General features: G+C 35.5%; 12 protein-coding genes and 1 tRNA gene. 5 read left to right on the top strand and 8 right to left on the bottom strand.

All coding sequences use genetic code 11. From position 1 onward, the window contains the following. The first annotated feature begins 29 nt into the window (after positions 1 to 29). Positions 30 to 1,787 (top strand): arginine--tRNA ligase, encoded by a 1,758-nt coding sequence (gene argS, locus ACFIM1_RS04630; RefSeq protein WP_375609364.1) that lies wholly within the window; start codon positions 30 to 32, stop codon positions 1,785 to 1,787. A gap of 151 nt (positions 1,788 to 1,938) precedes the next feature. After that, positions 1,939 to 4,455, top strand: coding sequence for an SPOR domain-containing protein (locus ACFIM1_RS04625; protein WP_375609363.1), 2,517 nt, complete (start codon positions 1,939 to 1,941; stop codon positions 4,453 to 4,455). Between the two features lie 183 nt (positions 4,456 to 4,638). On the opposite strand, the gene ACFIM1_RS04620 is transcribed toward ACFIM1_RS04625, so the two are convergent. Further along, positions 4,639 to 4,914, bottom strand: a complete 276-nt coding sequence (locus tag ACFIM1_RS04620; RefSeq protein ID WP_375609362.1) for a hypothetical protein — start codon at positions 4,912 to 4,914, stop codon at positions 4,639 to 4,641. 288 nt (positions 4,915 to 5,202) lie between these two features. Here ACFIM1_RS04620 and ACFIM1_RS04615 point away from each other — a divergent pair, with 288 nt between their 5' ends. Continuing rightward, entirely contained in the window at positions 5,203 to 6,309 is a 1,107-nt protein-coding gene (locus ACFIM1_RS04615; RefSeq protein ID WP_375609361.1) for a branched-chain amino acid aminotransferase, read from the top strand. A 110-nt stretch (positions 6,310 to 6,419) separates the two neighbouring features. Here ACFIM1_RS04615 and glpX read toward each other — a convergent pair whose 3' ends face one another. Continuing rightward, complete coding sequence (gene glpX / locus ACFIM1_RS04610; protein ID WP_375606658.1) at positions 6,420 to 7,406, bottom strand: class II fructose-bisphosphatase; 987 nt, start codon at positions 7,404 to 7,406, stop codon at positions 6,420 to 6,422. A gap of 143 nt (positions 7,407 to 7,549) precedes the next feature. Continuing rightward, a complete protein-coding gene (locus ACFIM1_RS04605) occupies positions 7,550 to 8,866 on the bottom strand; it encodes a homoserine dehydrogenase (RefSeq protein WP_375606659.1) in 1,317 nt (438 codons plus the stop codon). Between the two features lie 1,121 nt (positions 8,867 to 9,987). On the opposite strand from ACFIM1_RS04605, the gene ACFIM1_RS04600 reads away from it, so the two are divergent. Beyond that, positions 9,988 to 10,062, top strand: a tRNA-Glu gene (locus ACFIM1_RS04600). A 160-nt stretch (positions 10,063 to 10,222) separates the two neighbouring features. Here ACFIM1_RS04600 and ACFIM1_RS04595 read toward each other — a convergent pair. Continuing rightward, positions 10,223 to 10,390: a hypothetical protein gene (locus tag ACFIM1_RS04595; protein WP_375609360.1), complete on the bottom strand. Its 168-nt coding sequence runs from the start codon at positions 10,388 to 10,390 to the stop codon at positions 10,223 to 10,225. A 117-nt stretch (positions 10,391 to 10,507) separates the two neighbouring features. On the opposite strand from ACFIM1_RS04595, the gene ACFIM1_RS04590 reads away from it, so the two are divergent. Beyond that, on the top strand, positions 10,508 to 12,421 hold the full coding sequence (locus ACFIM1_RS04590) for an ATP-binding protein (protein WP_375609359.1): 1,914 nt from the start codon (positions 10,508 to 10,510) through the stop codon (positions 12,419 to 12,421). Positions 12,422 to 12,708: 287 nt separating this feature from the next. Here the strand turns inward: ACFIM1_RS04590 and ACFIM1_RS04585 are convergent, their stop codons facing one another. From ACFIM1_RS04585 to ACFIM1_RS04570, 4 genes are all read right to left on the bottom strand, one after another. Further along, a complete protein-coding gene (locus tag ACFIM1_RS04585) occupies positions 12,709 to 12,912 on the bottom strand; it encodes a hypothetical protein (RefSeq protein ID WP_375614107.1) in 204 nt (67 codons plus the stop codon). Beyond that, positions 12,845 to 13,072, bottom strand: coding sequence for a hypothetical protein (locus ACFIM1_RS04580; protein ID WP_375614106.1), 228 nt, complete (start codon positions 13,070 to 13,072; stop codon positions 12,845 to 12,847). Before ACFIM1_RS04580 ends, ACFIM1_RS04585 begins: the two co-directional genes overlap by 68 nt. Continuing rightward, complete coding sequence (locus tag ACFIM1_RS04575) at positions 13,069 to 13,731, bottom strand: lysozyme (protein WP_375609357.1); 663 nt, start codon at positions 13,729 to 13,731, stop codon at positions 13,069 to 13,071. The genes ACFIM1_RS04580 and ACFIM1_RS04575 overlap by 4 nt, the downstream gene beginning before the upstream one ends. Positions 13,732 to 13,794: 63 nt before the next feature. Continuing rightward, the coding region (locus ACFIM1_RS04570; RefSeq protein WP_375609356.1) for a hypothetical protein at positions 13,795 to 14,107 on the bottom strand (313 nt) is incomplete at its 5' end.

Genomic DNA, 14,107 nt, shown 5'->3' with positions numbered 1-14,107 from the left:
GGCTTTTGGCATCATCATGGAAGCTAAATATGAATATCTTTAAAAACTTCGAAAAAAAAATTAAGAGATCAATTGAATTATCTGATATAAAAGGAAAAAATGGAGAAGATCTAGATTTATCAAAAATCACTGTTGATCCTCCGCGTGATTCCTCCCATGGTCATTTATCAACCAATGCTGCTATGGTGCTTGCAAAATCTATTGGAATCAATCCACGTGCACTTGCAGATAAAATCATAGAACTTCTTAAAAATGATTCCTCTATCGAAAATATAGATGTTGCCGGTCCTGGTTTTATAAACATAAAGCTTACAAAATTATTTTGGCAAGATGCTATAAAATCTATGCTTGAATTAGGCACTTCTTATGGTCGTATTCCAATGGGACAAGGAAAATGCGTCAATGTTGAATATGTCTCAGCAAATCCGACAGGACCAATGCATGTAGGACATTGCCGCGGAGCGGTTGTTGGGGATGTTCTCTCCAATTTGCTACAATTTACGGGCTATAACATTACAAAAGAGTATTATATCAATGATGCGGGTCAACAAATCGAAGTCCTCGCCCATTCGGTACTATTGCGCTATCGTGAAGCTCTTGGGCAAAAAATTAATGAAATTCCAGAAGGACTCTATCCTGGAGAATACTTGATACCATTGGGTCAATCGCTTGCTCAAGAGTTTGGTGACCAACTCCTCACAATGGATAAAGATGAAGCCTTATCTCTTGTGAAAGAACGTGCAATTCATGCAATGATGTCCATGATTCGCGAAGATTTGGCTGCTCTTAATATTTATCATGATATCTTTTTCTCTGAGCGAATGCTTTATGCAGATAATGCACGCGCCATTCGTAACACTATCAACGACCTCACTTTAAATGGTTATATCTACAAAGGAAAACTCCCCCCTCCCAAAGGACAAAACACAGAAGACTGGGAACCAAGCGAACAAACTTTGTTCCGTTCAACAAATGTCGGTGATGACCAAGACCGTGTTTTAGTCAAATCTGACGGTTCTTACACTTATTTTGCTGCTGATGTTGCTTATTTTCGGGATAAATTTAATCGTCATTTTGATGAAATGATTTATATTTTAGGCGCAGACCATGCTGGCTATGTAAAACGACTAGAGGCAATGGCAAAAGCGATTTCTGGTGATAAAGCCAAATTAAGTGTTTTCTTATGTCAATTGGTAAAACTCTTTCGCAACGGTCAACCTGTCCGCATGTCAAAAAGAGCAGGATCATTTGTCACTCTACGGGATGTTGTCGAAGAAGTTGGTCGTGATCCTGTGCGTTTTATGATGTTATACCGTAAGTGTGAAGCGCCTCTTGATTTTGATTTTGCAAAAGTAACAGAACAATCAAAAGATAACCCCATCTTTTATGTACAATATGCAAGTGCACGTTGTCACTCAGTCTTTCGTCAAGCACGAGAAGCGCTTCATATTGAAAGCTTTTCAAATGATACATTGATTGCCTATCTTCATCGATTAACAGATGACCATGAAATATTGTTAATACGCAAACTTTCTGAATATCCACGTATCATTGAACAGGCCGTAGTTCATAAGGAACCGCATCGATTAGCGTTTTATCTTTATGACCTTGCCTCCAGCTTTCACACCCATTGGAATAAAGGGAGTGAAAATCTCAATTTACGCTTTATTCAACCCGATGATAAAGAGTTATCCTTTGCAAGATTAGGATTGATACAAGCTGTTATCAATATTTTATCATCAGGGCTTACCATCATAGGAGTTGAGGCCCCCATAGAAATGCGTTGAAAAAGTTCTATAAATACATACAATAGGTACTCTATTGATAAACTTTTTCATGTATCCTTGCATGAAAGGGGGAAAATTTATAATTTTAATATAACAAATCAAAATCAACCATTGATTGCACGTAAGTGCAAACTATCATGTGAGAAAAGCTATGAGCGATAACGATCGCAAAAATCTACACGAAACAAAACACGATCATGAACACCATGATCCTTTAGAAAGGCTTACGCGCATTTTTAATCCGCACAAACAAAGCGGAAACCAAAATGAGCAATCTTCTTTAAAAACAGATCGATCAACATCTCACCCCGAAATATCATCCCATGATGATGATTTTGATTTGTCCTTTCTAGAAGAGGAACTTGAAAATAATTTAGCACATGACTTACCGTTTGATGATCAAAAAAAACAATGGGGCTTGCATGCAACCAGCAACGCAAAAGCCTCAGATATTGCACAAGCTGCTTCTTTCAACCATTCAAAACAAAATAATTTATCTGAAGAGAAATATTCTTCATCTAGCAGTCATGATGAAGAACAAATTTTAGATGCGCTTTCTCCATTACCAATCCCCAAAAATCAATCACATCAACAGAAAACAACAGCAACCAGTGCTGATCCTTTTCTTGAAAAAAGTAATCTTATGTCACAATCAGAATCAGAAAATTTCTTTTTTGATAAATCTGAAAGGCGTGAAAATAAGAGAGAGACACCAGAAGATGTTGAACAAACCAATCGTTTTTCACAAATAAATTCACAACAACCCGAGGCTACGAATATACAAAAAACTTATGATGACAATCAAAACCTCTATGACACTCCTATAAACCATCCCTATAAAATTTCAGCTGATCAAGAAAATTGGATTAAAAAAGATTATCCTGATTCCTCCTCTTCTACAGAGGAAAATGAGTTTTTCTCATCTTCTAATCTTGTGTCAGAAAGACAAAACACTACAAGAAATCAAACAACAAGTACCTTCTCCTCACCTTTAGATTCTCCGCCAGTTGATAGACAATCTTATTTAAAGGGAGCTTCACAAGAAGATCATACAACCAATTATCCCCATTTTTTTGGAGAAAACCCCTCACAACAAGAAACTTATAGCGAAAAAGTTCCGATATATGATGAGGCTCGAGCCCAATACATCAATAACGCCGAAGGTGCGTCCAACCAAAATAGAGAAATTTCATATAATGAAAATAATTTAGATGAGTTTCTTTCCTCATCCCCCTCTTTAAATACAAAACAAACGGATGGCTTTTTTACCCATAACTATACGCACAGAGATACTCCCCCTCCCAATGTTGATACTTATAAATTTTCAGAGGAAATCGTAGAAAAAACTGGTCCTATTATGGTTCCAGAAGTCCCGTATGAAGCGCCAGAATATGATGTGCCAACTAATGGTGGTTTAGAAGAAGAATTTGCTAATGTACTCAATGTAGGGAATGTCCCAACGGATAATTTTTCTCAAAAACAACAGAAAAATGAGGTTTTTAGTGAAGTTTTTCATCAGTCTATGCAAAATTCAAAAGAAGATGTTTATATAAACTCTAAAGAACAAAATTCCGACTATTTTTCTTCTGCCAATATGGAATATAATTTTCCCTCTTTTAGCGAGAATTCATCATACACAAGCTCAGATGAGGTTCCCACGCATCCATCAGCTCCTCCTCCCTTAAAAAGTTTTATTTTTGGTAAAACTTTCATTAAAGGTTTTTTTATACTTATTTTAATAGGAATTGGGTTTGCTGGTTATTCTCACTTTTTTATGTCATCACAAAAAAATGAAGAAACAGCTATTATTCAAGCTGATAATACGCCTTTTAAATTCAAATCGGAAACAACTGAAACAAAAAATGATATCGCACATAATTTAGATATCTATAAACAAACAACTGAACAAAATGAAAAACAAGAAAATGCGCAACAATTTCTCATTGATAACTCTGAACAACCTGAAAATTTAGAGAAGTTAAATCCAGAAGCATCTTCAAATTTTTCATCATCTTCTTCAAATGAATCTGATGTTGAAGACTCCGTTACAGAAGCTGTCAATCATACTATTCCCACACGAGAAGTACAAACTGTTATTGTAAATCAAGATGGTACAGTAACACTCGCTCCCGCGCATCAAACAGAGAGCAAATCTGCCGCTCAATCTGAAGAAACCATTACTCAAACTCCTGATGAGCTTCAAGATCCGTCCCTCGTTTCATCGCATGATTCCGATAGAAACGATCAAGAAAGTGATCATGATCTCAACAATAATATTGATAAAATAATAGCTGAAAATACTTCTAGCTCAAATATTGAAGGAAAATTTATCCCAATTCCTTCTCATGCAGAGAGAAATGCACAAGTCGAAACAGAGACTGCATCTCGCCCCACCTCATCAAACAGAGTTGCACCACAAAATTCAGAAAGTTATTATGTACAACTTGCATCTCAACCAACGCATGAGCTGGCTAGAGATTCTTTAAAAAATATGAAATCTAAATTTGGGTTCCTTATCGGTGCCCGTCCTTTAAATATTCAACCGGCTTTTATACCAGAAAAAGGTACCTATTACCGTGTTCGTATCCAAACACATAACCGTAATGAAGCCGTAACCCTTTGTGAAAGTATTAAAAATTCCGGTGGAAGTTGCTTCATCACACGCTAAACCAATAAATGCAACGGTTTTTAATAACCGTTGCATTATTTATTTCAATACCAGCTCATTACTTATCGAAAACGTTAGAAATTACAATTCCCTCAATCTTTTTCGCTTATACTTTTGCGCTGACTTTATTCTTTAAGCTCCATCGAGTTTCGCCTTATCTAAAAGATTATATTTACGAAAAAATCACTGCATATCCTTATAGGTATAAGGTACTGGAGGAAGAGAATTTAAATCTTTTTGGGGCGTTGTTACAGTGTGACTTGTTTCTGGAGTATTATAATGCGAAATATGTTCAGGAGATTTTGCAAAAAAAGATCCTAAAAAACCAAAAATAAACCAGATAATAGCGAGCGCAAGAAGAATAGCAAAAATACCTTTAGCGATTGAAATACGCTGTTCACGTTCTTTTCTTTCTGCAGCCATACGTTCTTCATATGTGTGATAATTTTTATCAATCATAGTGGATTCCCTTTCTCGATACCCTTACTTTTAAATTTCTAGAAAATATGCATATATGAAATTATTCAGATGTTTATTTTGAGAAAACGATAAATATAGATAAAGGTTCCAGACTACTTCATAAAGTTGAGAAAAAGAGCCAAGAATAAAATCAACAATAGCGACCATAACCCTGAAGTCTATAATAAAACATTGACATAAAGGTTTTGCTAATAATAGAGTTGTGATCAAAATATCCCATTATTTATTTCTATTAATAAAAATAAAACATACCAAAAGGTTTTTCTTATGAAATCTCCCATATCATCGCTTCTATTTAAAATAGAAAAACACCCATCACCTTTGTCAGAAGAAAAACGTGAAAAAATTCTACAAAGTCCCGGTTTTGGTCAGTTTTTTACAGATCACATGTGTACTATTCAATGGACTGAAGACAAAGGCTGGCGTAATGCCATTATTTCTCAATACAAAGCTTTAGAAATTAATCCTGCAAGTACCGTTTTGCATTACGGACAAGAAATTTTTGAGGGCTTAAAAGCATATCGTGCAAAAGATGGGCGCATCTTACTCTTCCGTCCTGATGCCAATGCACAACGGTTTATAGAGTCAGCACAACGGTTAGCGATGCCAGAATTACCAAAAAATATTTTTCTAGATGCCGTTCATCAATTAGTAAAAATTGATCAAAAATGGGTTTCCGATCATCCCAATGCTAGCCTCTATATACGTCCATTTATGTTTGGCAATGAAAGCTTTTTGGGTGTTCGCTCTTCTCAAGAATATCTTTTTTGTATCATAGCCTCTCCAGTTGAATCCTATTTCAAAGGAGAAGAAAAATCTGTCAGCGTTTGGATTGAAACAGATTATAGTCGAGCCGGTCCAGGGGGGACAGGGGCTGCCAAATGTGGTGGAAACTATGCAGCGAGCTTACTTGCACAAAAAAATGCAACTGAAAACAATTGTAGCCAAGTGCTCTTTCTCGATATGGTTGAACATGAATGGATTGAAGAACTTGGTGGTATGAATGTCTGCTTTATTATGGACAATAATACACTCGTAACTCCTCCACTTAATGGAACAATCCTTCCAGGAATAACACGTCATTCGCTCTTAGAATTGGCAAAACAAATAGGATTAGAGATAGAAGAGCGTCCTTATTCCTTTAAATCTCTCCAAGAAGATGCAAAGAGTGGACATCTTAAAGAAGTCTTTGCTTGTGGTACAGCTGCCGTTGTCACATCAATTGGTCGTTTTAAATATAAAGGGGGAGAGTTTATTATTGGAAATGAAACAGTTGGAGAAATTACAAAGCAGCTTCGTACACAATTGGTTGGCCTTCAAAAAGGGGACATAGAAGACAAAAACGGCTGGGTACATTCTATCCAGCTCTCATAATAATGAGATATTTTTATATTTATAACGCTTCCATGAATACATATCTACCTTCATGGAAGCGTACGTGCTCACTAAAAAGTTTCTCTATTTTTTAGCGACTACAAAAAATATTAATCAAATTTTGAATAATCTTTATGCTGTGCTTTAATATTGCGGACTGTTCCCGTATGGGAACGCATTACGAGAGTTTCTGTTTGAATATAGCGAGGCGTGAATTTAACGCCAGAAAGCATATTACCATCTGTCACCCCTGTTGCTGAAAACAAAACATCACCCTTTGCCATTTCTTCCATTGTATAAACCTTATTGGGATCACTAATCCCCATTTTAGCTGCACGAGCAATTTTCTCTTCTGTATCAAGCAGCAAACGACCTTGCATCTGTCCCCCAATGCAGCGCAAAGCAGCAGAAGCTAAGACCCCCTCTGGAGCTCCACCAATCCCCATATAGATATCAATACCTGTTTCTTCTGGATCAGTTGTATCAATAACAGCAGCCACATCTCCATCCCCAATCAAGCGAATCGCTGCTCCTGTTGCTCGTACTTCATCAATCAATTTTTCGTGACGAGGTCTATCCATAATACAAACAGTAATCTGATTAACGGCTACTCCTTTAGCCTTTGCAAGAGCATGGATATTATCGGCAGGACAAGCATCTATATCTACTATTCCCTTTGGATAACCAGGACCAATAGCAATTTTTTTCATATAAACATCAGGAGCATAAAGGAGGTTACCCTTTTCAGCAATTGCAACCACAGCCAAAGAATTGGCAATATTTTTAGCACAAAGTGTTGTTCCCTCTAGTGGATCAAGTGCAATATCGATCGCCAATCCACTTTGAAGACCTACTTTTTCTCCAATATAAAGCATAGGCGCTTCATCCCGCTCACCTTCACCAATCACCACTGTACCATCAATAGGCAATCGATTAAGTTCCTGCCGCATTGCATCTACAGCAGCTTGATCCGCAGCCTTTTCATCGCCACGTCCGCGCCAGCGTGCAGCAGCAACAGCAGCACGTTCAGTAACACGTACCAATTCAAGTGTCAAAATACGATCAAGTCCATTTAAAATCTTCTGAGTTGTGGGCATATGAAAAAATCCTACCGAATGAATACCAGAAAAAATATGAGTCCTTATTAAATACTAAGAATAAAGTTTTTGGCAAAGATGAAAATTTTCCACAAGAGACAAAAGAACTCAAGCTTACCTTTTTGTCATTATCAAGAAAGTTATCAATTCTCTGCCATAGGTTCAATACGAATAAATTGAGATTTTGCAACAAGATGTCCATCTTTTTCAATTTCTGCAAGTGCCTGTCGTACATTCACCTCTGTTGTTTCATGCGTAATTAAAATAATTGTTTTTTCAATTTGATCTTCTACAAAAGATCTTTGAACAATCGACTCCAATGAGATGTGATTATCAGCCATATGCCTTGCGACCGCGGCAAAAACACCAGTACGATCATGAACATTTAAACGAATAAAATAACCACCTGCATGATGCGAAATACGTGCTTTTTTATGAGGAGCAAGTTCTAATGCTGGGCGTCTTAAAACAGGTGCATACTGAAAACCAGAACGTGCTTTTGCTATATCAGCCAAATCACCAATAACGGCTGATGCTGTTGCCTTTCCTCCGGCACCGGGACCAGAAAACAGTAATTCACCTAATAAATCACTTTGAATAGAAAGAGCATTGGTTACACCATTTATCTGTGCAATCATCGAGGATGTTGGTACCATTGTTGGATGAACGCGTTGCTCTATTCCAGAATCCGTTTTTAATGCAACCCCTAAAAGCTTAATCCGATACCCCAATTCATCAGCTGCTCGAATATCAATTTGCGAAATATTATGAATTCCTTCAACATAAACATCATCTAACGAAACAGCAGTTCCAAATGCCAAGCTTGTCAACAAAGCTAATTTATGAGCAGTATCATTTCCCTCAATATCAAAACTTGGATCTGCTTCAGCATACCCAAGTCTCTGTGCATCTGCTAAACAATCTTTAAATGAAAGACCTTCCGTAAACATACGTGTTAATATATAATTACAGGTTCCATTGAGAATACCATAAATTCGCGATATGCGATTACTAACAAGTGATTCTCTCATCGCTTTGATAACAGGAATTCCCCCAGCAACAGCTGCTTCAAAATGAAGAAAAACACCTTTTTTTTCTGCAATTATAGCGAGCTCTACTCCATGTTGAGCAAGAAGAGCTTTATTGGCTGTTACAACATGATGTCCCGCCTCAAGCGCTCTCTTAACAGCGGTATACACCACATCCAATTCACCACCAATTAACTCTACAAAAACATCAATCTCATCAGAAGCAGCCAACTCCACAGGTGAATCAAACCATTTTATACCACTAAGATCAATTCCACGATTGCGGCCTTTATCACGCGCACTAACAGCAACAACTTTGATGAATCGTCCACATTGACAAGCTAAACTATTCGCTTTTTCACATAGAGTTCGAACAACTGAAGTACCAACTGTACCAAGTCCCGCAACACCAACTTTTAAAGCTTCTGCCATTATTAACCACTGATCCCTATCTTCATTGAAAAATCGTTTAAATGATGTGCCAATCAACACAAAAAGTACTTATGTTCATAAAAACAAAAGAAATACCCTGCTCTATTCATTTCATTTTTTCTAATAGAATTATCCCCGCTTGTTCAATCAACATTCCTAAAAATATAATATTTATTGTCTTCAAAGATTTCAGAATCTTTATAAAATATCTAATTCAGAATGAAAACCTGCAAAACTCATAAATGCAAGTTACCATAAAAAATTGCTTTGCTTTTTCAAAAGTAAAAAAATCTTCTCATAAAAACTAAACTCTATCAACAAAGGATAGAAAAAATCTCTCAAAAAACAATCAATAACACGCGAAAAAATATTGAAAACTTGGAAAGAACACACACACATCTCTTCTAAATCAACAAACATTAAACAAAAAACACTCTCTCATATGAGACGCAAAAAGAATGAAACAAATAAAAGAGCTTTTAATTTTAAATTTCTTACAACCATATAAAATTAAAGATGATAAAAAACAATTTTTAATATATTCTGTAAAACTTACTTTAATAATTTTCATTTTGATCATACAGACTTTTTTTATTTTATATTTTGCTAAACTGACAGGATTCTGAAGCTTATGCTTCAAAAGAAACTTTTGTATGATTCGTATTATTTGTTACCTTGGTAATAAATATCGGCTTTCTACTTCATAAAATATACAACTTTTTAGTTTTTATTTTATGATAAACTCAAGCAAACAAGTTTTGTATAAAAGCTCTCTCAAGCAAGTTAAATAATATTCTCATGTGCAAGCATAAGATAACAAACAATAAAATATGCAAAAAATAAACATATTTAAAATGCTGTTAAAATGTTGTCTTGATCGTTTTACCTACGCCTCAAACCAAAAATAAACGAAAATATCATTCACTGGGACAAATCTCACATCACAACTTTCTATCAATCATGATAACTCTATATTTTTTCTATAAAAAATCTTAAAAAATAAAATGATCCAACCAAGAGTCTCTCAAAAATTATTCAAGAAAACACACTTTTTTCAAAAAAAATGACACAGAGGGCTTGCGAAGTAAAAAGATCCTCTCTATAAGCCTCATAATTGGTTTGCGCCCATCGTCTAGCGGTTAGGACATCGCCCTTTCACGGCGGAAACAGGGGTTCGATTCCCCTTGGGCGTACCATGTTCTTTTTACTGTACACAATCTATCGATTTTATATATCTTTTTTAAAGTACGGGGTACGTGGATAAAAGTTAGGGAATAGGATTCTCAAACTTGCTTTTACAAAGAGCATTCTTTTTTGCCGACTTTCTCTAATAATTTTTTGAATTCTGATAAATCCTTAATGTTCTTCTGCTTTCTGATCTAAAGCATAGAGTTCAGTTATCTTTTCCTTCATCCCCACAAGAACAAGTCTTTTGCCAATCTCGACAAAAGACAAAAGTAGTACATTATTTTTTACAAGTGGAATATTTTCCACGATCACTGTACAAAAACCATTATCAAGCATATACAATATCTATTATGGTAAGAAGTTATTAATTTTCATCAGGCACAGTGCGTTTAATATCATCATAAAATTTAAATATTACAACGAGATATATAAATAAAATATATTGGTGTACTCATGCTTGTCAATCTTAATGCTATAATTCGCGATCTTTCTCCAAAAACGAATATCGTTACAGTTCTTAAGGAAGCTATAGTTAATTCTATACAAGCTCATGCGACAAAAATTGATATTTTATTTCAACTTTATGGCAATACGGATTTGTGGAAGAATCAACCAGTTTTTTCTATAAGTGTTTTTGATAATGGAGATGGATTTACAAAAGAAAATATCAAATCTTTCTCTACCTACAAAAGTGATTATAAAATTCAAGAAGGATGTAAAGGGATTGGACGTATTACTTACTTGAAAATATTCAAGGAAGTTAAAATTGTTAGTTTTAGCAAAAATGAACATCATACTAAAATTTCACTAAATTTCACTCCGCAGTTTACACAAGATTCTTTTAAAAAGGAAAATAGCGAAAACTATAAATGGTGGACTACACATTTGCATTTACAAGAAACTCATGAACAAACTGATTTAGATATAAATTTAGTCCGTAACGAAATTTATTATCATCTCCTTCCTTTACTTTTTTTACTGAAAGAAAAAAATATTCAAATTAACTTTTATGTACATGATGTAAAAAATTTAGAAGATTTAAATAACTTAAAGGACATAGAAAATTTAGAAGCTATAGAAAACTTAGAGAAAAGAACAATAAATACGCAAGATTTACCTTACTTAGAAAATAAAATTTTTGAAGTTGGTCCTTTAAAGATTCCCTTCACCCTTTCTTATTATTTCGAACAGAACGTAAACTCTAAAGCTAAAATAGAAGCTTTCTATTGTGCTAATAATCGTACTGTCATGCCTTTTTCAAAGTTTATAAATATCAATCCAATAAACGATATGATTATGATATTTTTATTGGAATCTCCTGTTTTTGACAAATATATTAACGATGAACGAAATGAGTTTGAGATTAATGAAACAAATCCTGACTTAGAAACGCAACTATCTTGGTATGATATTAATCAAAAACTAGAGAGTATTTTGGATGAAACAATTAATATAAGATTTCCAGAAATTAAAGAAAAAAAGAGCGCTCTTCTCAAAAAAATTTCTGAAGAATATCCTTATTTAGTAGATTTTCTAGACACAAAGTATGTAGTTGGTGGTTTCTCAAAAGAAGATTCATTTATTGAAAAAGCAGAAAGAGAATATTCAAAAAAGAAGTTGACATTTAGAAAGATTCTTCGTGAAGGTAAAGGAACACCGAAAAAGAATTTACAAGAAGCACGAAATTTTGCTAGTCTGGAGTTAACTCAATATATTCAATTCCGAGATGATATTTTGAATGAGCTCTCTAAATTATTAAAACCTAATACCTTAGAGAAAGAAATTCATAATTTATTTATTCCACAACAATGCACTGCTGATAAAACCTTATCTTTACCATTAAAAGAGAATAATTTGTGGATACTTGATGACAACTTAATGAGCTACAGCTATTTACAAAGTGAAAAGGAAATAAAGTCCTTTATTACTAAGGTTAATTTGCTTTTATCGACTTCTGAGGAAAGTAATAAAAAATTACGGAGTCGACCTGATATAGCTGTGTATTTTGACTCTGAGAATGGGAACCGTGCTGTCTTAATAGAGTTTAAAGGTCCTACAGCAGATTACAAAAATTCAGGTGTTTCTCAATTAATGTATTATGCCGAAACACTTCAAAGCGCCGGTGTTAAAGAAATGTATCTCTATCTCATTGCTGAAGTAGATGATGCTTACGAAAAGGTATTACTTGTTACAAATAATTTCACTAAAATTTTTTCTCCAGAAGGAAAATATTATCGACGTTATTGGCCTACATTAAATGCTTGTGTACACGTTATCTCTCTACACACTATTTTAAGTAACGCAAAATCACGAAATAGCACTTTTATGAATATTATTAAACAGGATTTGTTATGCCATCGATCATAGAAAACCAGTGAAGCACTCTATTATTCGGCTTTTAATTATCCGCTTTTTTAAGTGTGAGAGGATGTTATCTGTCGCATCCATAAAACAAGCAAAATTAATAATCCATTTGCTAAAAAATTTTGCGCGTCCAGAGTGTATTTAGAGTTGGATATTTGATTTTTGTGTAAAAATATTTTCCAATGCCTCTATGAGATGCAAAAAATCAAGCGCTAATAAATACAATCTGTTTGGTATAACGTGACATCACTTTTCTGCTTCTATAAGTTCTGTATCGTTTTGTGTTTTTTCTAGCCATCTTTCCAACCACATAAATGTTCTCCCTGCTTGTTATGCTTTAAAATATCTCTTGCAAGGTTGGAACTGATGACCTCAACATCCTGATTATCCAAATAAATGGGCAACCAGCCACCACAAGAAACAGACCTATTTGCCGCGCACCCAACGAGAAAGTTCAGAGCGCACACCAGCATCACTTTTTCGATTAACTTCATTTTCTACCTCAAGACGGGTTGTTGCTGTCTTTAAAGCATGCTCTGTTTGCTTTTGCCGTTCGCTTTGCTTGCCAAGCTGAAACGCCTTGGCTAAAGCCATAAAAAAAACGGCTAAAGCCGCTGTAAACATAAGAGAATATTTCTTTAGCCAAAAAATCATAAGCGTTGCTCCCCAAACCGCTTGGCGACAATCACTATGCCCGTTACAGCCGCTAAAACCATGATGCCTGCTAAAGCCCATTGCACCGGACCATTGCCAACCAACAAGCCTCCAAACCCAGAACAAGACCCTATAATCGGGGCAAGCGCTTCTATTTTTAAAAGACCGCTTGCTGTTTTCGTTTCTACCCTTTGATAATTCGAAGAAACATAAGCCCCTTTTACCCATAATCCCGCTTCTGCTGCTCGACGGTTGGCTAAACCCGCAAGAGGCTTCCCACCGACCTTATTCCATTTCTGTAATTCTAAGGGTACAGCTTCATAATCACCTTGATTAAGCTTCTTCAACAAGGTTGACTTGCAAAAAGCTGCTGTTCCTACATTATAGCAAAATGATACCAATGCCGCGAATTGGCAATCCGTTAACGAAACCGTCACCGCTTCCTCGACTGTCTTCTCAAATTGCTTTAAGTCTTCACAAAGGATTTCTTCAGCTTGCTTTTGCGTAATACGCATGCCTTTTTTGACAAGCGGTTGACCTGCATTGCTGGTATGACCATAACCAATGGTCCAGATACATGCTGTATCTCTATAAGCCTCTAAACGCAATCCTTCCCACTGTTTGATAAGCTCCAAACCTTCTTGCGATATCTTTCTCATCTGACGCTCCATAAAAAAAGCCCCACAAAAGTGAGGCTGGATAAAAATGTTTTCTTATGATCTCTATTGGCTATGCTCTTTGATCAGCTGCTCGACTTCTTCAACACGAAAGCCAAGTTGAAAGAGCGGCGCATAGTCGCTTTCCTGTAATTCATACTGACAACGCTTTTCTACAAAATCACCATTTAAATCAAACGGCATGGTTGTTGTTAGACAAACCTTATGCGTGTCATCTTCAATCCCCTCTTCTCCCTCTCCAAGCTCTTTAACAAAGACCCAATAAAAACGTGTTGCTAAAAGACCCTCTAGCCTTCTTACCGTTTCAGCCTTATCAAATTCAAGCATGTTCAGATAATCTTGCTTCGTATTTAAATGC

The sequence above is a fragment of the Bartonella sp. AC158YNML genome (assembly GCF_042196725.1).
Classification (GTDB): domain Bacteria; phylum Pseudomonadota; class Alphaproteobacteria; order Rhizobiales; family Rhizobiaceae; genus Bartonella.
This window is presented reverse-complemented; position numbering and strand designations above follow the sequence as displayed.